The 23486-nt window shown below is 72.0% G+C and carries 12 protein-coding genes; 5 read left to right on the top strand and 7 right to left on the bottom strand.

Annotated elements, in window-relative coordinates:
* The first annotated feature begins 465 nt into the window (after positions 1-465).
* A complete protein-coding gene (locus ACIOGZ_RS24725; protein WP_400987312.1) occupies positions 466-5358 on the top strand; it encodes a glycosyl hydrolase family 18 protein in 4893 nt (1630 codons plus the stop codon).
* Positions 5359-5517: 159 nt separating this feature from the next.
* On the opposite strand, the gene ACIOGZ_RS24720 is transcribed toward ACIOGZ_RS24725, so the two are convergent.
* The 7 genes from ACIOGZ_RS24720 to ACIOGZ_RS24690 form a co-directional block, all read right to left on the bottom strand.
* Positions 5518-6276, bottom strand: coding sequence for a thioesterase domain-containing protein (locus ACIOGZ_RS24720; protein WP_363583424.1), 759 nt, complete (start codon positions 6274-6276; stop codon positions 5518-5520).
* Positions 6277-6330: 54 nt separating this feature from the next.
* The gene (locus ACIOGZ_RS24715) at positions 6331-7566 is read right to left on the bottom strand and encodes a cytochrome P450 (protein WP_400987310.1); all 1236 of its coding nucleotides are present in this window, start codon (positions 7564-7566) and stop codon (positions 6331-6333) included.
* Entirely contained in the window at positions 7563-9626 is a 2064-nt protein-coding gene (locus ACIOGZ_RS24710; protein ID WP_400987308.1) for an amino acid adenylation domain-containing protein, read from the bottom strand. The genes ACIOGZ_RS24715 and ACIOGZ_RS24710 overlap by 4 nt, the downstream gene beginning before the upstream one ends.
* A gap of 4 nt (positions 9627-9630) precedes the next feature.
* Complete coding sequence (locus ACIOGZ_RS24705; protein WP_363583418.1) at positions 9631-10011, bottom strand: nuclear transport factor 2 family protein; 381 nt, start codon at positions 10009-10011, stop codon at positions 9631-9633.
* A gap of 103 nt (positions 10012-10114) precedes the next feature.
* The gene (locus ACIOGZ_RS24700; RefSeq protein ID WP_400987306.1) at positions 10115-13261 is read right to left on the bottom strand and encodes an amino acid adenylation domain-containing protein; all 3147 of its coding nucleotides are present in this window, start codon (positions 13259-13261) and stop codon (positions 10115-10117) included.
* A complete protein-coding gene (locus ACIOGZ_RS24695) occupies positions 13258-17538 on the bottom strand; it encodes an amino acid adenylation domain-containing protein (RefSeq protein ID WP_400987304.1) in 4281 nt (1426 codons plus the stop codon). The genes ACIOGZ_RS24700 and ACIOGZ_RS24695 overlap by 4 nt, the downstream gene beginning before the upstream one ends.
* Positions 17535-19322 (bottom strand): condensation domain-containing protein, encoded by a 1788-nt coding sequence (locus tag ACIOGZ_RS24690; protein WP_400987302.1) that lies wholly within the window; start codon positions 19320-19322, stop codon positions 17535-17537. Before ACIOGZ_RS24690 ends, ACIOGZ_RS24695 begins: the two co-directional genes overlap by 4 nt.
* A gap of 437 nt (positions 19323-19759) precedes the next feature.
* Between ACIOGZ_RS24690 and ACIOGZ_RS24685 the strand changes: the two genes are divergently transcribed.
* The 4 genes from ACIOGZ_RS24685 to trpA are packed head-to-tail and all read left to right on the top strand — an operon-like array spanning position 19760 to position 23401.
* Positions 19760-21277 carry an AMP-binding protein gene (locus ACIOGZ_RS24685; RefSeq protein ID WP_400987300.1) on the top strand — a complete coding sequence of 506 codons (1518 nt, stop codon included), beginning with the start codon at positions 19760-19762 and terminating at the stop codon, positions 21275-21277.
* Positions 21274-21543 (top strand): acyl carrier protein, encoded by a 270-nt coding sequence (locus tag ACIOGZ_RS24680; protein ID WP_363583409.1) that lies wholly within the window; start codon positions 21274-21276, stop codon positions 21541-21543. The genes ACIOGZ_RS24685 and ACIOGZ_RS24680 overlap by 4 nt, the downstream gene beginning before the upstream one ends.
* A gap of 2 nt (positions 21544-21545) precedes the next feature.
* Positions 21546-22601, top strand: a complete 1056-nt coding sequence (locus ACIOGZ_RS24675; protein ID WP_400987298.1) for an anthranilate phosphoribosyltransferase — start codon at positions 21546-21548, stop codon at positions 22599-22601.
* Positions 22598-23401 (top strand): tryptophan synthase subunit alpha, encoded by an 804-nt coding sequence (gene trpA / locus ACIOGZ_RS24670; RefSeq protein WP_400987296.1) that lies wholly within the window; start codon positions 22598-22600, stop codon positions 23399-23401. Before ACIOGZ_RS24675 ends, trpA begins: the two co-directional genes overlap by 4 nt.
* Positions 23402-23486 lie beyond the last annotated feature (85 nt).

The raw sequence follows: 23486 nt of genomic DNA, 5'->3' as shown, positions 1-23486 counted from the left end.
GGCCGAGCCGGGAGGGCCGGGAAATGTGACGGCCAGTCAAATTTACGGCGCATTAACACTTACCGGCAGGTAGCGCGCAAGGGCGCGTCGGAGGCACCAAGGGCGCGAACCGTCACCGAGGGGCGCAGGCGGGGGCGCGGACGGCGTCGGCCCGGCCGTCGTTGACGCGTCGTCTATCCGCTGTCAACACGCCGACCCTAGACGAACGGTGCTGCGCAACGGTCTGTACGCCGAGTTCCTCGGGGCGATCACCGCGCCCTGCCCTGGAGATCATCGCCGGAGGGCGCTGAGCGCCGAACGGGCTGGCGCTGTCCATCACGTGTCTACCGGTGCCTCGTACGTTCTGCCGCATCAATGTCACCGAATTCCTTTGGAGAGGACATGTTGCGGTTGCGAACGACCGTCCGGCCCGGCCTGGCACCGGGGGGCCCACCGCCAAGACGGCTTGTCGGAGGGCTCCGGCGGATGCTGGTGGTCCTGCTGGCGGTTCTCCTCCTGCCCATCGGGGCGACCGGGCCGGCGCACGCCGCCGACCCGCCGGACCCGGCTCGTCCCTACCTCCAGCTCATCGAGCTGCTGCGGGGGAACTTCACCCGCCCGTACCGCGCGGACTTCAACGTCACGCTCGATGACCCGAACCCCGTGATGGTCGACCTCTTCGATCTGGGACACCCGGATCAGGACCCCGTGCCGGGGATGGAAACCGGACTGATCATCGCGCCGCGCGACATGTACATCTGCGGCTTCTACACCGTCCGGGCGGGCGTGAAGACGCTCTACCGCTTGGCCGACAGGGGCGTCGGCACATCGCGGACTGCCCGCGACAACTGGTTCACGCAGCAGCAGCGGCAGCGGCCGCAACCAGGGCAAACCATCACGGTCCGGTATCGCGAGCTCAGCGCCATCGGCGTCGAGTACGGCGACCTCAGGAACGAGTCCGCCACGCCAGGCAACCTCTTCACATTCGAGAACGGCTGGGCGAATGTCGATGCCGACGCGCTGAGGAACGCCGTCAGAGTCCTGGAGAACGTCCTCGACGGCGGCCCGGACCCGGCGGCGCAGGCGCAACGGACACCATGGTTGCGCAGCGCACTGATGGTCCTCGTCGAAGCCGTGGCCGAGGGCACTCGGTTCCAGAACGTCAGGAACGGCATCGCGGCGGCGATGCGCAGCCGGATCCCGGCACGCATCCGTGAGTACGAGACCCAGATCCTGACCTGGGCCAGGCGAAGCAGGGACCTGTGGGACGCCAACCAGGACCCGAGCAACTCCTGGTTCGCCGCCACCGCAGCCGCCGTCGGGCTGGCCGTCCTCCAGGTCCAGGCGCAGAATCGGATCTGCCGGATACCGCGGTCGAGCGACGGCCCGTTCGCGTGCTCCCAGCCACTGGTGGAAGCGAGTTTCAGCACCAGCCGTGACGTCTACCTCCTCCGGGGGCCGTTCGTCGCCCGCATCACGGACTTCCCGGGCAACGCCAGCCTGGCCGGAGGCAAGGAGGACACCATCTCCCACCTGTGGCCGGTCCTGGGGAACACACCGTTCGCGAACGGCTTCGACGCGGCCTTCACGCTGCCGGAGAACCCGGATGAAGTGATGATGTTCCGGGGGGACCAGTACATGCGGATGAGGGTGGACCCCGACACGGGGACCGCAACGATGACCAAGCCGCCGACCACGATCGCGGACGGGTGGCACAGCCTGGCCGGCAGTGACAGCACCGCACCCTTCACCCAGGGGGTCGACGCCGCCCTCTCGGTGACGGAGAACCAGGTCTTCCTCTTCAAGGGCGACACGTACGTGTCGCTGGAAGCCAACATCGGCCGTTCCACCGACCGCGTGCTCAACGGGCCCAAGCCCATCGGCGACAACTTCACCGCCCTGACCCGAGCCGGCTGGACCGACGGGTTCAACGCGGCCATCCGGTGGCCAGGCTCGCAGTTCTCCAACAGGGCCTATGCCTCCTTCTTCCGCGGGAACCAGTTGACCAGCGGATTCGTTGCGGCCGGCGGCACGGACGGCACCGTCGTCGTGGGCCCCACGGCTCTGCGCTGGAACGTCCTGCAGGGCACGATCTTCGCCGCCGGCGACACCACCGGCATGCCGAAGATCCCGCGGATGGACGACAACGGCCGCCCGACGGACACCCCACCGCCCCCGCCCTCGGCGGCCGGCGTCTCGCTGGTCAACGACGGCACCGGCCGGGTGGCCGACGTCGACCAGGCGAACCCCGCCAACGGCACCAAGGTCAAAGCCCTCGGCGGGAACGGGAACCCGGCGCAGAAGTGGAACCTGGACCGCCAGGACGACGGCCGGTTCGCGATCCGGACGGCCCTCGACCCCGGACAGGTGCTGGACGCCAACAGCAACCGGTCGCAGACCGTGGACGGCACCAGCTACTACAGCGCGCTCTGGCGGGACGGCGGGGGCGCGAACCAGCGCTGGCAGCTCGACGCGCTGGACGGGCGGACGTACCAGATCGTCTCCTCGGACGGCGGCTGCCTGACCGACCAGGGCGAGGACAAGGCCCTGGCCTTCTGGAAGTGCGCCGGGGCCGCCGAACAGCGGTGGCACCTGGAGGGCGGCACCAGCACCGGCGACCCCGGGGGGCCGGACTCCGCGGGAGCCCCGTTCGACGACTCGCCCGACGACCGGGGGACGAAGCCCGCCTCCTCGGGCGACTGCCGGCCCGAGGGGATGGCCGCCACCCCGGGGGTGAACGCCCGGTACTGCGACGTCTACGACAACAGCGGCCGGGAGTGGGTCGGTAACAACCGCACCCGGCGCACGGTGGGGTACTTCACGGGGTGGCGCTCCGGGGCCAAGGGAGACCCCGCGTACCTGGCGTCCAACATCCCCTGGTCGAAGGTCACGCACGTGAACTATGCGTTCGCGAAGGTGGAGAACAACCGGATCAGCGTCGGTGACGTGAACGACCCGGCCAACCCGGCCACCGGCATGACCTGGGACGGCGACCGGAACGCCATGGACCCGTCGCTGCCGTACAAGGGGCACTTCAACCTGCTGAACACGTACAAGAAGAAGCACCCGGCCGTGAAGACGCTGATCTCCGTCGGCGGCTGGGCGGACACCCGGAACTTCTACGCGATGGCCACCAACGCCGACGGCTCGGTGAACCAGGCGGGCATCGACGCGTTCGCCGACTCCGTGACGGACTTCCTCGACCGGTACGGGTTCAACGGCGTCGACATCGACTACGAGTACCCCGGCGCCCTGCCCAACACGGGCAACCCCAACGACTGGGACGTCTCCAACCCGCGCCGCAAGGGCCTCCAGCAGGGCTACACCGCCCTGATGAAGACCCTGCGGACCAAGCTGGACCAGTCCGGCACGACCAAGGGCCGCTACTACCTGCTGACCTCGGCCGGGTCCGCCTCCGGCTACCTCGTGCGCGGACTGGACGCCGGCCAGGCGCTCCAGTACCAGGACTACGTCAACGTCATGAGCTACGACCTGCACGGCTCCTGGAACAAGTACGTCGGCCCGCAGGCCCCGCTCTACGACACCGGGCAGGACAACGAGCTGGCCGACGCCGGGATCTACAACGACCAGGCCGCGAACACCAAGGACTACCAGAAGAACGGCTACTTCAACACCGACTGGGCCTACCACTACTACCGCGGCGCCCTCCCGCCCGGCCGGATCAACCTCGGCATCCCCTACTACTCCCGCGGCTGGCAGAACGTCCAAGGCGGCACCGACGGCCTGTGGGGCACCTCCGCCATGGCGGACCAGTCCCAGTGCCCGAAGGGCGTCGGCGGCCGGGGCCCGGCCAACGGCCAGGACTGCGGCCTCGGCGCGACCGGCATCGACAACGTGTGGCACGACACCGAGGACGGCCGCGAGGTCGGCGCCGGGTCGAACCCGCTGTGGCACACCAAGAACCTCCAGGACGGCCGCACCCCCGGCTACCTGAAGTCCTACGGCGTCGACCCGGCCACCGACGCGGGCAAGCTGACCGGCGGCTACGCCGAGAAGTACTCCGACCCGCTCCAGGCCTCGTGGCTGTGGAACGACACCAAGAAGGTGTTCCTCTCCACCGAGAACGAGAGGTCGATCGACGCCAAGGCGAAGTACATCGCGGACAAGGGCGTCGGCGGGGCGATGATCTGGGAGCTCGCGGGTGACTACACCAAGCGTTCCAACGGCGAGTGGGGGATGGGCTACGACCTGACCACCCGCCTCGACAACGCGCTCAAGGGCGCGGGGGCGTCCGGCAACACCACCGGCGGCGGCAAGACGCTGCCCGCCGAGGTGATCGACGTCAAGGCCGAGCTGGTGGACTTCCCGACCGACGTCGGGGACATGTGGCCGATGCAGCCGAAGCTGCGGATCACCAACAACTCCAAGGTCGCCCTCGCCCAGGGCACGGAGATCTCCTTCGACCTGCCCACCTCCGCCCCGCCGGTGGTGAAGGACGGGGCCTGGAAGGAGATGAGCGGCATCGTCCCCGGCCACACGGGGCCCAACGCGGGCGGGCTGAAGGGCGACTTCCACCGGGTGACCGTCAAACTCGGCTACTGCGAGGACATCCCCGCCGGCAGGTCGAAGGACATCGAGGTCAAGTACTACCTGCCCGTCACCGGCCCGGCGAACGTCACCTTCAGGATCGGCGGCAAGGACTACGGATCCACCGGCGACAAGCGCCGCGCGGTGACGACCGTCGATCCCCCGGCACCGGCCTCCGGGGCCCAGTGCCAGGCCGCGCCGTGGCAGGCGCACGCCTACAACCCCAACCCCTCGTTCGCGTTCTGGCAGACCGGCGACAAGTGGATCATCGAGGACCGCAACAGCGGCAACGTCCTCGACCACCCCGGCAGCTGGACCGACGCCCACCTGTCGATGAAGCAGACCGGCAACGCCAACCAGCTGTGGGCGGTGAGCGAGGACGACCAGGGCTGGTACCACATCAAGTCCGCTACCAGCGGCCACGACCAGTGCCTCGGCGCCACCACGGCCAGGGGCACCCTCACGGTCCGGGACTGCGACGGGAAGGTCGACCAGTGGTGGCGGCTGGTGCCGCTCAGCACGGACCAGGCCACCGCGGGCAAGCCGATGCTGGACCGGTGGGTCACCGGTGGCGCCAAGCACGGCAGCTCCTACGCGCTGGGCAGCTTCGCCGGCGGGAACGACGACTGGTGGAAGGCACCGGCCTACCTCGCCGCCCCCGCCAACAGCGCCACCGCCTCCAGTACGAAGATCATCGCCGGGGACACCGACGGCGCCTGGGCCTCGACGGTGTCGTGGAACGGCTTCTACTGGCGCGCCAAGTGGTGGAACAAGGCGACCGACGAACCCGGCAAGAGCGACGCCTGGCAGAAGCTCGGCCCCACACCGTGACCGACCCGCGCCCTGAGGGGAGTTGACCGCAGCGGGCCCCGGCAGAGCGATGCTCTGCCGGGGCCCGCTGCGCATCGACGCCGGGGCTGCCGGCTCGTCCGGGTGCAGGTGTCAGAGGGTGCAGGTGTCAGGGGGTGCAGGTGTCAGGGGGTGCAGGTGTCAGGGGGTGCCGGACCGGGTGGGCGTCAGGTCCGCGACCAGGAGCGCCAGCAGGTCCGTCGGCGCCTCGATGAAGCGGTAGTGGCCTCCCTCCAGGAGTTCGAAGGTCGCTTCGCCGCAGGCCGACCAGCCGGTCATCAGCGACGGCTCGATGCCCGTGTCCTCCGTCCAGCCGATGGCGGTGATCGGGCACGGCAGCCGGACCGGCTCGGCCACGTGGTACCGCTTGTTCATGTCGACGTCGTTCCGCAGGACGCCGAGGTAGAGCGCGAGCAGGCTCGGTTCCAGGGTGCCGCCCAGTTCCGCGACGAGCTGGCGCAGTTCGCCGGCCAGCTCGTCGTCGTCCATGCCGAGGAAGCGGCCGTAGGGGCCATCCTGCGGCGCGACCTCGGCGGAGACGAACACCCGGGTCGGGGCGGGGCAGCCCCTTTCGACCAGCCGTACGGCGGTCTCGTACGCCGCCAGCGCGGAGCCGCAGTGCCCGAACAGCGCGTAGGGACGGTCCAGGTAGGGGCGCAGCGCCTCGCAGAGGTCGTCGGCCAGTGCCTCGTAGGTGGTGTGGGCGGGCTCGCGCATCCGGTTCTCCCGGCCGGGCAGCTGCACGGGGCAGACCTCGACGCCGTTGACCGATGACGGCCACTGGCGGTACATGCTCGCTCCGCAGCCGGAGTAGGGCAGGCAGAACAGCCGTGCCGGTGCCACCGGCGACGGCTCGCGCAGGAACCACTTGTTGCGGGTACGGGCCGTCGGAGCGTTCACTGATGACCTTCCGGGTGGGGTTTCTTCTCGGGTGCGGCTGCGGTGGTGCACGCCCTAGCGGGCTCGCGCGGTGATCGGCAGGTGGGTGAAGCCCGCGATGATGTTCGAGCGCATGCGCCGCGGCGTCCCGGCGAGTTCGAAGCCGGTGAACCGGCCGAGCAGTTCGGCGAACAGGATCCGCAGGGCCACCCGTGCGACGGTGTGTCCGATGCAGTAGTGCGCGCCGACGCCGAACGCGATGTGCTTGTTGGGCCGCCGTCGGATGTCGAAGGTGTCCGGGTCGGCGAACACGGTCTCGTCGCGGTTGGCCGACCCCAGCCACACGACGACCGCGTCCCCCGCGGGGATCGGCACGCCCCGGACCTCGACGTCGCGGGTGGCGTGGCGCATGAAGTGCTGGGTGGGCGAGGCCCATCGCAGGGCTTCCTCCACGCCGCTGCCGAGCAGCTCCGGGTGTGCCGCCCAGTCGTCCAGGACCGCCGTCCCGGCCAATTCGACCATCGCCGCGATCGGCGGCTGGGCGGTGGTGACGGTCGCACCGAGCAGCAGGCTGTAGCAGTTGGACACGATCTCGCCCGGCGACAGCCGCCGTCCGTCCAGTTCCATCGTGAGCAGCACGCTGATCAGGTCGTCACCCGGTGCGCGCCGACGCGCGGTGACGATGTCCTGGAAGTAGGCGAACAGTTCGCGGTGGGCGGTCACGAGGGTGGCCTGCGGTCCGGCGGCGAGCTGGAACTCGGGGTCGTCCGCGGCGATGCAGGCGTGGGCGAGTCGGACCAGCCGCGGCCAGTCCTGTTCCGGCAGCGCCATCATGGTGCCGATCACCGCCATCGGCAGGGTGGCCATGGCGGCGGCGAAGTCGAACGGGCCGCCGTCGGCCAACGGCCGGATCAGTTCGACGATGACCCGGCGGATGGCCTCCCGGTCGTTCTCCACCGTCTTGATCGACAGCGCCTGTTGCAGCGGGCCGCGCAGGTGCGCGTGCCGGGGCGGGTCGGTCACGGCCATCTGCCGGCCGCCGGCGGGGTCGCCCTGGCCGAGGAGGTTGAGCAGGGTGCCCTGTTCGGAGGTGAACGTGTCGTGGTCGCGGAGCACCCGGTTGGCCTCGGCGTAGCCGACGACCGACCAGTAGCCGATGTCGCCGACCGGCTGCCAGCTCACCGGGGCGTGGCGGCGCAGCCGTCGCCACACCTCGTGCGCCCCGCCCGAGTGGTACAGGTCGGGGTCGATCAGGTCGACCAGTTGCGGGGCGAGGACCGGGCATCGCGGGGTGGGGGGAACCGCCGTCATCGGGGCTGCTCCTGCCGTGCTCCGTCGGCCTGGCCCGCCGTCGGACTGTCCGGGCGCGCCGCCGGGCCGTCCTGGCCCGCCGTCCGCATCCGGGCGGTGAGGGCCGTCGCCAGCTCGGCGACGGTCGGCGACAGGTACAGGATCTGCGCGGGGAGGTCCACGTCGAACTCGCGCTGGGTGGCGACCAGGAGGTCGGTGGCCAGCAGGGAGTGCCCGCCGAGGTCGAAGAAGTCGTCGTCGACGCCGACCGGTTCGATGCCGAGGATGTCGCCCCACAACTCGGTCAGCCGCGTCTGCACCTCGGTGACGGGCGGGACGTACTCGTTGGCCACGTTGCGCGGTACCCGGGTGGCGGTGGGCAGGGCCCGGCGGTCGATCTTGCCGTTGCGGTTCACCGGCAGCTCGGGACGGACGAGGATCGCCCAGGGGATCAGGTAGCCCGGCAGCCTGTCCCGCAGCTCGTGGCGCAGCCGCCGACCGAGGTCGGCGTTACCCGCCGGGTCGGACTGCGCGGGCACGACGTAGGCCAGGAGCCGGGTGCCGCCCGCCGGATCGGCCTGCGGCAGCACGACCGCGTGCCGCACCTCGGCGAGCCGTTCCAGCTCGACCTCGACGGCGCGCGGTTCGGCGCGGTAGCCCTGGACCTTGACCTGGTCGTCCGCGCGTCCGACGAACTCCAGCGTGCCGTCGGGCAGCCATCGCACGAGGTCGCCGGTCCGGTACATCCGGGCCCCGGGCTCGGTCCCGAACGGGTCGGGCAGGAACCGTTCGGCCGTTGCGGCCGGGCGCCCCAGGTAGCCGCGGGCCAGGCCCGCCCCGGCCACGTACAGTTCGCCGCACTCGCCGACGGGCACCGGCCTGAGGTCGCCGTCGAGCACGGCGACCCTGGTGCCGCTGATCGGGCGGCCGATCGGCACGCTGCGCAGCTCCGGGAGGGTGCTGCTGGTCCAGCAGGTCGTGTACGTGGTGTTCTCGGTCGGCCCGTAGCCGTTGGTGAAGAGCAGCTCCGGGTAGCGGGCCAGCAGGTGCTGGACGTGGCCCGGCGAGGCCACGTCACCCCCGGTGAGGACGTGCCGCACGTCGGCGAACGCCTCCAGGTGGGAGCTCACCATCTGGTGGAAGAGCCCGGTGGTCAGCAGCAGGACCGTCACGCGCTCGGCGCGGACGACGCGCGCCACGTGCTCCAGCGTGATGGCGACCGGGGGGAAGAGGACCAGTCGGCAGCCGTTGACGAGGGGGGCCCAGATCTCGAACGTGGACGCGTCGAACGCGACCGGCGCGAGGTGGAAGAAGACGTCCTCGGCGCGGACGTCCACCCAGTCCGCACCCCGGACGAGCCGGTCGATCGCCCGGTGGGGCACGCCGACGCCCTTGGGCTCGCCGGTGGAGCCCGAGGTGTAGCTGACGTAGGCGAGCCGGTCCGGGTCGCCGGGGCGGGCCGCAGCCGCCGGCCCGGCGGCCGGCTCCTGCGCCGGTCCGCCTTCCGTCACCGTGACGACGGTGCCGGGCAGCTGCTCCCCCAGGGCCTCTCCGACGATCACCATGCCCGCGCCGGCGTCCTCGAGCAGCATCGCGTGGCGGCCGGCCGGGTCGTCCGGTTCGAGTCCGAGGTACGCCCCGCCCGCGATGAGGACGGCGAGCAGGGCCACGATCAGCTCCGGCGACCGCGGCACCAGCACGCCCACGACGTCCTCCTGCGCCAGTCCGGCCGCTCGCAGCCGCCCGGCGAGCCGGTTGGCGCGGTCGTTGAGCTGCCGGTAGGTCAGGGTCCGTCCGTCGCAGGTGACGGCGGGCGCGTGCGGGGCCCGCTCCGCCTGTTCGGCGACCAGCTCGTGGATGGCCCGCGCGTCGAACGGTGGCCGTCCGCTGCCGACGAACGCCGGGATGTCGGAGGTGAGGACCGTCTTGGTCAACTGCTTCCCGCTTTCCTGTGCTGAAGTGTCCCCGTCGGGGTTGAACGCGCGACCGCGTGGGCCGTCGCCGTGGCCGTCGCCGTCGCGGTGGCCGTCGCGGTGGCCGCTGCGCAGCACGTGGTGCGCGGTGTCACCGGGTGCGTCCACCGCCTCAGACCGCCGGCACGTGGAAGAAGGTGTCCCGCGCGGCGATGCGGCCCTGCGGCGTCATCCGGAAGAAGTCCGCGAACCGCAGCTCGACCTCACCGCCGTCGTGCAGCACGCCACGGAACAGGCCGTGCACCGCCACCTCGTCGTCGGTCGTGACCACGGTGGCCAGGGTGTGCACACCGGTGCGGATCACCCGCTGGTCGCGGTAGAAGCGTTCCAGTTCGGCGTGCCCGACCATGGGTCGGTAGCCGGGGCGGTGGTAGCGGGCGTCCGGGGTGAACAGGGCGACCAGCGCGGGCACGTCCCCGGCGTCGACGAGCTGGTAGTACCGGCGGACCTGGGACACCCCCAGCGCCGGGGCCGTCAGGGTTTCCGGGGCCATCGGGGTCTCCGGTGTTGCGGGTGTTGCCGGTGGTGCCGGCGTTTCGTCGGGATGGGAGAGGGTGTGGACCATGCCGAGGTGCTTCCTGTGATCGCTTGATCTGTCAGAGTCGTGTACGTGGTGAGAGAGCCGGTACGGCCGCGGCGTCCGGGGCGTCCTCGAGCGCTTCGACCAGGCGCGCCGGCGTGGGTGCCTGGAACAGGGCGCCGAGGGTGAGTTCACGGCCGAACCTCACCCGCACCCGGTTGACCAGCCGGGTCGCGAGCAGGGAGTTGCCGCCCAGCGCGAAGAAACCGTCGTCGACGCCCACCGCGGGCCGGCCGAGCACCTCGGCGAACAGCGCGCACATCGTCTGCTCCGCCGGGGTTCGCGGTCCGGGCCCGGACGGTGCCGGCGCGAGGTCCGGGACGGGCAGCGCGGCCCGGTCGATCTTGCCCCTGGGGGTCAGGGGGAAGGCGTCGAGCGTGAGGATCGCCGAGGGCACCATGTAGTCCGGCAGCACCGCGCAGGCGTGCTCCCGCACCGCCGCCGGGTCGAGCCCCGAGTCCCCGGCCGGGACGACGTAGCCGATCAGACGCCTGCCGGGCGAGGCGCCCGGGCCGGCGACCACGGTCGCCTGGGCGACGGCCGGGTGCCCGGCCAGCACCGCCTCGATCTCGCCCAGCTCGATGCGGAAGCCGTGGAGCTTGACCTGCTCGTCCGCGCGGCCGAGGAACTCGAGTTCCCCCTCGGCGTTCCAGCGGACGACGTCGCCCGTGCGGTACATCCGCTCGCCCGGGTCGCCGAAGGGGCACGGCAGGAACTGGCCGGCCGTGCGGCGGGGGTCGTTCAGGTACCCGCGCGCCACGCCCGCACCGGCGACGTACAGCACGCCGGCCACCCCCGGCGGCACCGGTGACAGCGCCTCGTCCAGGACGTACACCCGCCTGTTGTCCACCGGTCGGCCGAGGGGGACGACGTCGGGCACGGGCCGGCCGGGGCGCAGCACCCTGCGCGTGGTGAACGTGGTGGCCTCGGTCGGGCCGTACCCGGCGACCACCACGGAGTCCGGACACCGTGCCAGGACGCGCCGGACGGCATCGGCCGGCACGATGTCACCGCCGGTCCACACCTGGCCGACCCCGGCCAGCGTGCCGGGTGACTCCTCGGCGAACACCCGGAACAGCCCGGCCGTCAGCCACAGCGCACCGACCCGGTGGTCGACGATGAGCCGGTGGAGGTCCGCGAGCGCCAGCTCGCCGGGCGGGGCCACGACGACCCGGCCCCCGTTGAGCAGCGGCACCCACCACTCGTAGGTCGAGGCGTCGAAGGCGTGCGGGGAGTGTGCGAGGACCCGCGGGCCGTCCTCTTCGCGCCAACAGCGTTGCGCGGTCAGGCTGATGACGTTGCGGTGGGTCAGGGCCACCCCCTTCGGCGTGCCCGTGGACCCGGAGGTGTACAGGACGCACGCCAGGTGGTCCGGGCGCAGCGGCACGACGGGGTCGGTGGCCGGCTCGTCGGCGAGTCCGGGGTCGGTGTCGACGACGACGACCGGGGTGCCGTGGGACAGTGCGTCGTCCAGGGTGGCCCGGTGGGTGAGCAGCACCGCCGCCCCGGTGTCGTCCAGGACGCGGCGCAGGCGGGCCGTCGGGGCCCGGGTGTCCAGCGGTACGTAGGCGCCGCCGGCCTTGCTGATCGCCAGGACCGACACCACCACGTCGGCGGAGCGTTCCATGAGCACGGCCACCGTGCTGTCGCAGCGGACGCCCAGGGCGATGAGCCGGTGGGCCAGCCGGTTGGCCCGGTCGTTCAACTCCGCGTAGGACAGGGTGGTTTCGCCGCACACGACGGCGGGCGCATCGGGCGTGCGCGCGGCCTCGGCCGCGAAGGCCAGCGGCACCGTCGGGTGCGGCAGCGGCTGCGTGGTGCGGTTGACGGCCACGACGGTCCGCTGCCGTTCCTCGGGGGTGAGGAGGTCGGGCCGGCCGATCGGCCGGTCCGGGTCGGCGGCCACCGCGTCCAGGAACCGGAGGAACCGCTGCTGGTGGGCGGTGAGTTCGGCCTCGGAGTAGAGCGCGGGGTTCGCGTCGACGTCGAGCCGGGGCGCGGTGCCGTCGGAGCGGTCGTAGACGGAGAACGAGAGGTCCTCGACCGGCCCGTTGGACAGGTTGTGCACGGTGGCCCGGACACCCGCGAAGTCCAGGTGGTAGTAGAAGGACATGATGTTGACGAGGGGCCCGAACAGGACCCGCTCCGACCGGGCCGGATCCAGTTCCCTGCGCAGGTCCTCGCTGCGGTGGCGCTGGTGCCCGCGCAGGGCGGCGACCTCCTCGGCCGCCTGTCGCGCGAGTGCGGACAGACCCTGTTCCGGGTGCACGCGCAGCCGCAGCGGCACCACGTTCGCCACCATGCCGGGGACGGCCTGCACGGAGGAGCCGGTGCGCCCGGTCACCGGCATGCTGAGCACGATGTCCCGTTCGCCGCTGAGGCGGTGGAGGTACGCGGCGACCGCTGCGGTGAAGGCGGTGGGCCAGCTCGCCCCGGCGGGCCGCGCGGCCCGCCGCAGCGCCGCGACGGTGGGCGCGTCGAGGGTGCTGGTACGGCGCAGGAAGCCGTCCGAGGCGGCCGCCGAGCGGCTGGCGAGGCTGACGGGATCCGGCCGGCCGGCCAGCCGGGCCGCCCAGAACGCCCGGTCCTGTCCGGGCTGTTCCGACGCGCGGTAGGCGGCGTCGTGCGCCAGCAGGAGGCTCAGCGGCCCGAAGGCCGGTCCTGCCCCTCCCCTGCCCTCGACCAGTCCGGTGTAGGTCTTGGCGACGCGGCGCGCGATGAGCGACATGCTGAAGCCGTCGACCACGATGTGGTGGACGCGCTGGTACCAGAGGAAGCGGTCCGGCGCGACGGCGAACAGGGCCTGGCGGAACAGCGGGTCCCGGGTGAGCCCGACCGGTGTGGACAGGTCGGCGCGCATCCAGCGCTCGGCCGCCCGCAGCGGATCCGGTGTCGAGGTGAGGTCGACGTGGTCCATCGACCAGTCGGGCGACGGGGTGACGACCTGCCGGGGGCCCTCGGCACCGTCGGTGAGGCAAACGCGCAGGGACTCGGTCTCGTCCACCACGCGCCGCACGGCCGTCTCGAACAGCTCCGGGTCGATCGGCCCGGGGATGTCCACGTACTCACCGGTGTTGTAGACGGGGCTGCCGGGGCGCAGGTGGTGGGCGAACCAGATGCCGGACTGCGCCGACGACAACGGCAGCTCGTGTCCGTCGCTCATCCGAGCTCCTCCAGGACGGCCGACAGGGCGTCGGCGAAGGGTGCGGCGTGGGGCGGCGACAGCATGTCGTGGTGGTTGCCGGGCACCTCGACCACGCTCAACGCCCCCTGCGTGCGGTCGCGCCACCGGGCGGGGACCACGACCGGGGCGGCGAGCACGGGGTGTGCCTCGGCGCTCGTGAACAGGTGGATCGGTGTCCGCAGCCGCGCGGTCGACCGGTAGCGTCGGGCGGCGTCGCCGTTGGTGGTGAAGACCCTTACCATGCGCCGCAGTTGTTCGGTGCGCACCCGCAGGGGAAGGCGCTCGCCGGCGTGCGCGTCGTGGAGCAGCAGGGAGAGGGCGTCCTGCTCGTCGAGCTCGTGGAGCTCTCCGACGGCTCCGGTGGGCAGCCCGGAGGCGAGCGCGAACCGGGCCGTCCCGTGCGCGTCATGGCCGCCGGGCCCGTCGGTGGGCCCGTGGTCGGACTCGGTGGATCCGCCGGTGGAGCCGTCGGTGGATCCGCCGGTGGAGCCGTCGGTGGATCCGCCGGTGAACGCGGGCGCTCCGACGTCGATGATCCCGAGGAATCCCGGGGGGTTCCCCTCCTCCTCCAGCAGGCGGGCCATCTCGAAGGCGACCAGCCCGCCGAAGGACCAGCCGGCCAGCAGGTACGGGCCGTCGGGCAGGACGGACCGCAGCTCCCGCAGGTAGCGCTGCGCCTGCTCCTCGACGGTGGCCAGTGGCGGCTCCTCGGTGTTGTAGCCGACGGCCTCCAGGCCGTAGACGGGCCGGCCGCCGGCGAGCGGTTCGACGGGGTGCTCGGCTGGCTGTTCGGCGGGGTGCTCGGCCAGGTGTTCGGTGAGGTGCTCGGCCAGGTGGAGGAAGGAGCACACGTCGCCGCTCTGCGGGTGCACCAGGATCAGCGGCGCCCTGCGGTGATCTCCTTCGGCCAGCGGAACCACGAGCCGGCGCAGGGCCTGCGAGGCGTTGGGCAGTTCCGCGCACAGACCCTCGACGGTGGGATGGCGGAACACCGTGTTCAGCGGCACGGTGACCCCCCACTCCCGCCGGATCGCCTCCACGAGTTCGACCGCCCTGAGCGAATGCCCGCCCAGCGCGAAGAAGTCGTCCCGGACGCCGACCCGCGGGGTGCCCAGCACACGCTCCCAGATCCTGGTCATCAGGAGTTCCAGCAGGTCCCGCGGCGGTAGCGCACCCGCGTCGTGGCCGTGGCGGGCGGGCTCGGGCAGGGCCCCGCGGTCCACCTTGCCGTTCGTGGTCAACGGGATCCGGTCGAGCGCGGTCAGCGTCGTGGGCACCATGAACTCGGGCAGGGTCTCGCGCAGGGAGCGCCGCAGGACCGCCAGGTCACCGGGCCGGTCCTGCCACACCAGGTAGCCGGCCAGTTCGGCGTCCGTCCCGGTGCCCCGCACCGTCACCGTGGCCCTGGCGACACCGGGCTGCGCGCACAGCGCGGCCTCGATCTCGCCCAGCTCGATGCGGTAGCCCCGGATCTTCACCTGCTCGTCGGTGCGGCCCAGGAAGACCAGGCTGCCGTCCGGCAGGTACCGCGCCAGGTCGCCGGTCCGGTACAGCCGGCCGCCGTCGACACCGAACGGATCGGGCACGAAGCGCTCGGCGGTCAGCCCCGGCCGGTTGGCGTACCCGCGGGTGACGCCGACCCCGCCGATGTGGATCTCGCCCGGTACGCCGACGGGCACCGGGGCGCCGGCCGGGTCCAGCAGGTAGATCCGGAGGTTGCCGAGCGGCCGGCCGATCGGCACGGACCCTCCCGGCCGGGCCAGGTCCCGGTCGGCGTCCACGCGCCGGGTGACGCAGCCGACGGACGCCTCGGTGGGACCGTAGCCGTTCCACAGCGTGGAGACCCGGTCGAGGAGCCTCCGGGCCAGGGCGGGCTGGAGCGGTTCGCCCACGCAGATCGCCTGGAACCGGCCGCCCTGCCATCCGCCGTCCAGCAGCAGGAGCCAGGTGGCCGGTGTGGCCATGAGCGTGGTGACGCCGAACCCGCGCATCATCTCCGTCAGGCGCGGGCCGTCGACCGCGACCTCCGACGGGGCGATCACCACGCTCGCGCCCCAGGCCAGGGGCATGAGCACCTGGGGGACGATGACGTCGAAGGAGATCGAGGCCACCGAGGCGACGACATCGTCCCCGCCGAGATCCAGCTGTCGGCCGCGGACCACCAGGTAGTTGACCACGCCCTCGTGCGGGACCAGCACGGCCTTGGGGCGGCCGGTCGAACCGGAGGTGTAGATCGAGTACGCCAGGTTGGCGGGCGTCGCGAGCGGCGGCAGCCGGTCCCCGGGCAGGGCCGCGATGAGCCCGGCCTCGTCGTCCGTCCACACCGTTGCGGCGCCGTGCCGCGGCAGCCGGTCGGCCAGGGAGCGCTGGGTGAGCAGCAGCGGCACTTCGGCGTCGGCGAGCATGAACGACATGCGCTGCGCCGGGAGGTCCGGGTCCAGCGGCAGGTAGGCGGCGCCCGACTTGAGGACGGCCAGCAGGGCCACGACCAGGTCCGCCGAGCGCGGCAGGCACACGCCGACCAGGCGTTCCGGCCGCGCTCCCCGGGCTCGCAGGTGCCGGGCCAACTGGTTGGCCCGGTGGTCGAGTTCCCGGTAGGTCAGTCGCTGGGCGCCGCAGCGGACCGCCACCGCGTCGGGGGTCAGCCGGGCCTGCTCCTCGACCAGCTCGTGAACGCAGAGGTCCGCGGGGAAGGGTTCGTCGGTGGCGTTGGCGGCCACCAGGAGCGCTTCGCGCTCGGCCTCGGTGAGCAGGTCCAGGCGCGAGACGGGACGGTCGGGATCGCCGGCCGCGGCGTCCAGCAGCCGCAGGTAGTGGCCGACCAGCCGTTCCACGCTCGCGCGGTCGAACAGATCGGTGTCGAAGGCCACGGTCCCGGTGGTGCCGGCTGCCCCGGTCGCGCCCGTCGGCCGGTCGGCTATCACCAGGCTGAGGTCGACCTTGGCCGTGCCGTTGTCGACCTCGATCTGTTCGACCTCCGTCCCCACCAGCCGGAGGGCCGCGGCCGGGTCGGACAGGCCGGCGAACATCACCTGGAACAGCGGGTTGCGGTCGAGACCGCGGGCCGGCCGCAATTCCTGCACCAGCCGTTCGAACGGCAGGTCCTGGTGCGCGTAGGCGTCCACGGCGGTGCTGCGGACCCGGTCGAGCAGTTCGGCGAAGCTCGGGTCGTCCGCGAGGTCGGTGCGGATGACCACGGTGTTGATGAACGAGCCCACCAGCGGGTCGAGTTCCGGACGGGTCCGGCCCGCGACCGGTGTGCCGACCGCCACGTCGGACTGCCCGCTGTAGCGGGCGAGCAGGGCCTGGAACGCGGCGAGCAGCGTCATGAACATCGTCGCGCCGTGCCGCCGACCCAGCAGCCGCAACCGGTCGGCCAGTTCCTCGGGCACCGTGAAGGTGATCCGCTCGCCCCGGCCCGCGCGGACCGGTCCGCGCGGGCGGTCGGTGGGCAGGTCCAGCGGCGACAGCCCGGACAGCTGTGCGCTCCAGTAGTCCAGTTGGCGCCGCAGGCGGTCGCCGGACAGCCGGGCCCGCTGCCAGTGGGCGAAGTCCGCGTACTGGATCCGCAAGGGGGGCAGCTCGTGCTCGCGGCCTTCCAGCCGGCTCCGGTACATCGCCGACAGGTCGTCCCACAGCAGCGGCATCGACCAGCCGTCGACGGCGATGTGGTGGACGACCACCACCAGGACGTGTTCGTCCTCGCCGACCCGCAGCAGTGATGCGCGCAGCAGCGGGGCGGCGGCCAGGTCGAACGGGCGCAGGATCTCGGACTGAACGAGATCGAGGGCCAGCCGCGTCCGGCGTTCCGCGGGCTCGGTCCGGAGGTCCGTGACGGGCAGGTCGAGCGGCCGGGCCGGCTCGACCGAGGGGCTGGGGAGCCCGTCCCGCTCGGGGAAGGCGGTGCGCAGGACTTCGTGGCGCCGCACCAGCTCGGTGAGGCTGTGGCCGAGGGCGGCCACGTCCAGCGGGCCGTGCAGCCGGAAGACCTCGTGGACGTTGTACATCGCGGGGCCGTCGGACAGCCGCTCGACCAGCCACATGCGTTCCTGGGTGAACGACGTCACCTGCGCACCCGCCGGACGGGGCGGGATCGCGGCCTCCGGCTCGCCCTCGGCGGCCCTGCTCCGGGCCGCGCGGACGCGTTGGTCGAGCAGGGCCCGGGTGGCGGCCGGCGTGGAACCGGCCGACGGGGCGGCTCCGGGCGCGGAACCGGTCGGCCGGCCGGGCTCGGGGCGACTGTGCTGTGCCTTCACGGGTGACGGGCCTTTCCGGCGGGAAGCGGTTCCGCTTCGGCGGCGGCACCGAGGTCCGCCAGCAACGCCGCGTCGATGCCGTCGGCGAGTTCGGCGACGGTCGGGTGGTAGAAGAGCAGGGCGACGGGCAGTTCGAGGTCGAGTGCCCGGCCCAGTCGGGACATGACCTTCGACGCGAGGAGCGAATGGCCGCCCAGCTCGAAGAAGTCGCTGTCCACGCCGTCCGGGGTGACACCGAGCACCTCGGCCCAGGTCTCCAGCACGAGGAGCTCGGTCTCGGTGGCGGGCCCGGTCTCGGTGGCGGGCCCGGTCTCGGTGGCGGACTCGGGTACGGCGGCGGACTCGGGTTCGGTCTCGGCGGCGGGCTCGGGTTCGGTCTCGGTGGCGGGCTCGCTGGCCGTCTCGCTCCTGGTGGCGGGAGCGGGGCGGCTCACCCGGAGGCCGGGAGGGGTCTCCCACGCCGATATCGGCCGTTCGGGGCTCTCGACGAGCTGGTCGAGCAACACCCGGAAACCCTCGGAGAGTTGCCGCACCGTGTCGCGGTCGAAGAGGTCGGCGGCGTAGCGGATGACGCCGGTGAAGCGATCGCCGCCGTCCGTCATGGAGACCTCGATGTCGAACTTCGCCACGTCGTTCGGCATCTGGTGGTCACTCACCTCGATCCCCGGAAGGCCGGACGGGAGCGCGGGCGGCTCCTCCAGCTGGAACATGACCGTGAACAGCGGGTGTTGGCCGAGGTCGCGTTCGGGCCGCAGCTCCTGTACCAGCCGCTCGAAGGGGACGTCCTGGTGGGCGTAGGCCTCCACCGCGCACCGCCGCACCCGGGCGAGCACGTCGGTGAAGCCGGGGTCGCCCGACAGGTCGGTGCGCAGGACGAGCGTGTTGACGAAGAAGCCGACCAGCGGCTCCACCTCGATCCGGGTCCGCCCGGAGATCGGCGTCCCCACCGTCACGTCGGCCTGTCCCGTGCAACGCGCGAGCAGGACCTGGAAGGCGGCCAGCAGCGTCATGAACGGCGTCACCTCGTGGGCGCGCCCCAGTGTGCGTATTCGCTCGGCGAGTTCCGCCGGGATCTCGATCTCGACCTGGTCGCCCCGGCCTGACCACACCGCGGGGCGGGTTCGGTCCGTCGGGATCACCGACGGGCTCAGGTCGGCCAAGTGCTCGCGCCAGTAGGCGAGTTGGTCCAGCATCGCCGTTCCGGCCTGATGGCTCCGTTGCCAGTCGGCGAAATCGGCGTACTGGACGGGCAGGTCCGCCAGGGCGATCGGCCGGCCGTCGACGGCAGCGGCGTATCCGGCGGAGAACTCCTGCCACAGCACCAACAGCGACCAGCCGTCGCAGGCGATGTGGTGGATCACCAGGAGCAGCAGATGGTCGTCGGGGGCGATGCGGATCAGTCGGGCCCGCAGCATCGGAGCGGTCCCGAGGTCGAACGGGGTCGCCAGATCGGCGGCCACCAGCTCCCGGGCCCGCTGCCAGGCCTGCTCCGCGGGGGCGTGCGTCAGATCGGTGATCGTCGGCACGAAGGTCTCGACCGGCTCCGCGGCGTGGCGCGGGCCGTCCTCGGTGTCGACGATCCTGCCGCGCAACACCTCGTGGCGCCGCACGACTTCGGTCAGCGCCCGGGTGAGCGCCCCCTGGTCCAGTCGTCCGCGCAGGCGTACCGCGGTCGGGACGTTGTGGTCCGGCCGGCCCGGCCGCAGCCGGTCGAGGAACCACAGCCGTTGCTGGGCGAAGGACAACAGGGTCGGAGCGTGCGCGCGCCGATCGGGACCAGGCATGACGGATCCACCTTTCACGGCGATCGGGAACGCTTCAACGCCCCGGAAATCCCCTCGCCGATTCGCTACTTGGCGAACAGTACGGCGGATACTAGGTGGCTCCCGTCTCACTCCGCAAGATCGAGAACGGGGTTGCAGGCATCAAGACAATATTTACGCCAGTCCACCGGAATCCTTATGTAGATCGAACACGCTCGACGGCTAGCATCGGCGCGGCCGGCCGTGACACCCTCTCTGACGTGCCGTCATGGCTCGGATCGTGCACCCCACTTCCGTGGACGGGCACCACGTGATAATTCTTCTGTCTCCAGGGGACGGCCGGGTGGGCCCCTTTCATGCCGGGCCTTCATTGTTCCGAATAAGATCGGTGAACCCGCTGCATGAACTCATCCGTTGTATATGAACCCACCCCGTTGCATGAACTCGGAGAAGTCGTGATGCAGCAGCAGAGTCTGGTGGGTTCATTCGTCTCGCACGCCACCGGCCACCCCGGTGATCCGGCGCTGATATGGCGCGGAGAAGAGACGACCTACCGTGAACTCCACCAGCTGGCGGAGCGGGAGCGCGTCCGGATCGCCCGGCTCGCCCCGGGCGGGGACGAGCCGGTCGGCATCCCGGCCGCCAAGTCGCCCTCGACGATCGCCCTGATGCTCGCCTGCCTGCTGGAAGGGCGGCGCTTCCTGCTGCTGCCGGCGCCCACGCCGGAGGGGCGGACGCCCCACACGTTGGTCGAGCAGGCCGGAATCCGGCACGTCCTGTCACCGGAGAGCCCCCGGGCGCCCGGACCCGGGCCGGGCGCCCCGGACCGGCCGGCGGAACCGGAGGCGCCGCGCCGTACGGAGCCCGCCGACGTCTCCTTCATGTTCACCACCTCCGGTTCCACCGGGCGGCCGAAGATCGTGCCACTGAGCACGGGGGCGGTGGACCGCTTCACCACCTGGGCCGGCGAGCGGTTCGGCGTCCGCCGGGGAACAACGGTCCTCAACTACGCCCCGCTCACCTTCGACCTGTGCCTGCTGGACATCTGGACCACGCTCAAGTACGGCGGCCGCGTCGTCCTGGTCGATCCGGCCCGGGCCACCCAGCCGGGCTACCTGCTGGACCTCGTGTCCCGCCACGCGGTCCAACTCGTCCAGGCGGTACCGATGTTCTACCGGCTGCTGGTCGACGCGGCCGCCGGGAGCGGCCGGCGGCTCGACACCGTCGAGCACGTCGTCTTCACCGGCGACAGCATGCCCGCCCGCTGCCTGGCCGAACTCCCGCAGTTGTTCACCGGCGCGCGGTTCTACAACATCTACGGCTGCACCGAGACCAACGACAGCTTCCTGCACGAGGTCGACGGCACCGAACCGGCGGACGGCCCGGTGCCGATCGGACGCCCGCTGCCCGGAGTCCACGCGGTGATCGTCGGTGCCGACGGCGGGATCGTGACCGGGCCGGGGACCGGCGAGCTCCACGTCGCGACGCCGTTCCAGACCGACGGCTACCTGGACCGGGAGCAGGACGCGGACAGGTTCGCGACCCACCACCACGACGGGGAGGCGCGGCGCTACTTCCGCAGCGGCGACCTCGTGCGACGTGACCGGGACGGCCGCATCACCCTGGAAGGCCGCAACGACCACCAGGTCAAGGTCCGCGGCGTGCGGGTCAACACCCACGAGGTCGAGCAGGTGCTGCTCGACCATCCCGACGTCGTCGAGGCGGCCGTGGTGACCGTGCCCGACCCGGTGGCCGGCCGCCTGCTGCGCAGCGTGGTCCGCCGCGCCCCGGACAGCCGGCTGAACTCGCTGGCGCTGCGCCGGCACTGCGCACAACGGCTCCCGCTCACCGCCGTCCCCTCGACCCTGCTGATCGTGGACGACCCGCTGCCCAGGACGTCCACCGGAAAGATCGACCGCACGCCCCTCCAGCCCGCCTGCTCCCCGTCCCAGCCAAACGAAGGAACGGCCACGTGAAACACGCCGCGGTAGTCACGCAGTTCATCATCGAGGAGTTCCTGCCGGACGTCGGCGCGAACGAACTGGACTCCGACTACGACCTCGTGGACGGCGGGGTCATCGACAGCCTCGGCCTGCTCAAGACGATCGCCTGGCTCGAGGACTGCTTCGACCTGCGCGTCGAGGAGATCGACCTCGACCTCGACCCGGACAGCTTCCGCTCGGTCGGCTCGATCAGCAGGTTCATCGAGCAGGCCCAGCAGCACCGGACGGACGCCCACTAGCCATGCACGAGGTGCTGCGAGCGCTGATCGACCGGGACCGCGCCGTCGTCGACCAGGAGATGTGGGGGTCCTTCTGGGACCAACTGCGTGACGGCGCCCTCCGCTCCGGCGAGACGGTGGCGCTGCTGTCCTCGCTGTCCACCCGGATGCCCGATCGGGACACGCTGGTCGCCATGCTCCGCTCGCTGGACGAGCGCCGGCCGGCCGTCACCGCGCGGCTGGACCGCACGGCCAACATCGTCGGCACCGGAGGCGGGCCGGCCACGTTCAACATCTCCACCGCGGCGGCGTTCGTCGCCGCCGCCCTGGGCGTGCGCATCGTCAAGACGGGATCCCGCGCCTACACGAGCACCTGCGGCTCCCACGACCTGCTCGACCGCCTCGGCATCGGAACGACCACCTCCTACGAGCAGACCGACGCCCTGCTGGAACGCTTCGGCATCGCCTTCCCGGGGAACTTCGTCTACCCGCGGGAGGTGGCACTGCTGGCCCGGAGCATCGTGCCGATGGACCTGCGGATGATCGGCGGATTCATCAACTCCGTCGGCCCCTTCCTGGCCGCGGTGCCGGTCTCCGCCCAGCTCGTCGGTGTCTCGGACCATTCGCTGCTGCCGACTCTGGCCCAGGTCGCCGCCACCGTTGCCGACCGGAGGATCTGGCTGTGCTCCAACGAGCTGGGAGTCGACGAGCTCGTCAGCTCCGTCGACAGCGTCGTCCTCACCAATGACGGCACCGACGCGATCCGACTGCGGGCCGAGGCTCCCGGGACTCCCGCAAGCGGCACCGACCCGATCGCCGGACTACGGCCGACCAGCGAGGGCGAGGACGTGGTCGACCACTTCCTCGGCGTGCTCTCCGGAGCCGGGACGGCTCTCGCAACGCGGACCGTCTGCCTGAACGCCGCCGCCCTGGCCGTCGCGAGCGGGCTGATCGACGGGTGGCCGGAGGCGATCAGGGCGGCCGACGGCGCCCTCCGCAGCGGCGCCGCCCGCGACCTCGTCGACCGCCTGCGCGCGCACCCGGCGCGCCGCGTGATCACCACGGCGCGTGCGCGGTGAGCGGGTTCTTCGCACGCCGGCCACCGGACCAGCCCGGCCTGGCGATGTTCCTCAACGCCGGAGATCCCCCGCTGCCCGTCCTGGCCGACGTCATGCGGATGCTCGACGACTGCCGCGTGGACTGCCTGGAGCTGGCGGTGCCCTTCCCCCACTCGGTCACCGACGGGCCGGTCATCCGCCGATCGGCGCAGCGGGCCCTGGCCGACGGCGTCGGACTCGACGAGGTGCTCGGACTCCTCAGCGGGATCCTGCCCCGGCTGCGCCACCTGCGGGTGGCGCTGCTGGCCGACTGGAGCCACACGGTCAGAGGCCTGACCGTGCCCGGCTTCGTCCGGCGGGTCGCCGACTCGGGCGTCGACGGCCTGCTGGTCCACGGCCTGCCGCCGCGGCTACGGGCCGGCTACCTCGAAGCGGTGCAGGAGGCGGGGCTGCCCGTGGTCGCCACCTGCTACGCCGCGTCGACGGCCGAGGTGAAGGCCGCAGCCGCCGAGTCCGCCACCGCGTACCTGTACCTGGTGGCCCACTACGGCCGCAGCGGCGGCGAGCTCACGGCCGACCGCCAGGAACTGGCCGACGCGCTGGCCGCACTGCGCAGGACGACCGCCGTACCGATCGCCGTCGGATTCGGCGTCCGCTCCCGGGCGGACATCGACCTGCTGCACGGCCTCGGCGCCGACGCCGCGGTCGTGGGCAGCGCCGGGGTCGCCCGGATCGAGCACGCCCTCGCCGCAGGGGCCGACGTGGTCGAGGAGTTCCACACCTTCGTACGGACCGTTTCGCCGTACTCAGCAAACCGCTGATCCGGCAAGCCGCTCACTCAACAAGCCGCTCATTCAGCAAACCGCTCACTCAACAAGCCGCTGATTCGACAAACCGCTGATTCGG

Origin of the sequence: Kitasatospora sp. NPDC088160, from assembly GCF_044741445.1 — a bacterium.
GTDB lineage: Bacteria > Actinomycetota > Actinomycetes > Streptomycetales > Streptomycetaceae > Kitasatospora.
The sequence above is the reverse complement of the archived record's forward strand: the minus strand, read 5'-3'. Positions and strand labels throughout refer to the sequence as shown.

Coding starts and splice junctions, on each gene's coding strand:
- ACIOGZ_RS24725 (WP_400987312.1), top strand. CDS start 466: ATGCTGGTGGTCCTGCTGGCGGTTCTCCTCCTGCCCATCGGGGCGACC.
- ACIOGZ_RS24715 (WP_400987310.1), bottom strand. CDS start 7,566: ATGACGGCGGTTCCCCCCACCCCGCGATGCCCGGTCCTCGCCCCGCAA.
- ACIOGZ_RS24705 (WP_363583418.1), bottom strand. CDS start 10,011: ATGGCCCCGGAAACCCTGACGGCCCCGGCGCTGGGGGTGTCCCAGGTC.
- ACIOGZ_RS24700 (WP_400987306.1), bottom strand. CDS start 13,261: ATGAGCGACGGACACGAGCTGCCGTTGTCGTCGGCGCAGTCCGGCATC.
- ACIOGZ_RS24690 (WP_400987302.1), bottom strand. CDS start 19,322: ATGCCTGGTCCCGATCGGCGCGCGCACGCTCCGACCCTGTTGTCCTTC.
- ACIOGZ_RS24685 (WP_400987300.1), top strand. CDS start 19,760: ATGCAGCAGCAGAGTCTGGTGGGTTCATTCGTCTCGCACGCCACCGGC.
- ACIOGZ_RS24675 (WP_400987298.1), top strand. CDS start 21,546: ATGCACGAGGTGCTGCGAGCGCTGATCGACCGGGACCGCGCCGTCGTC.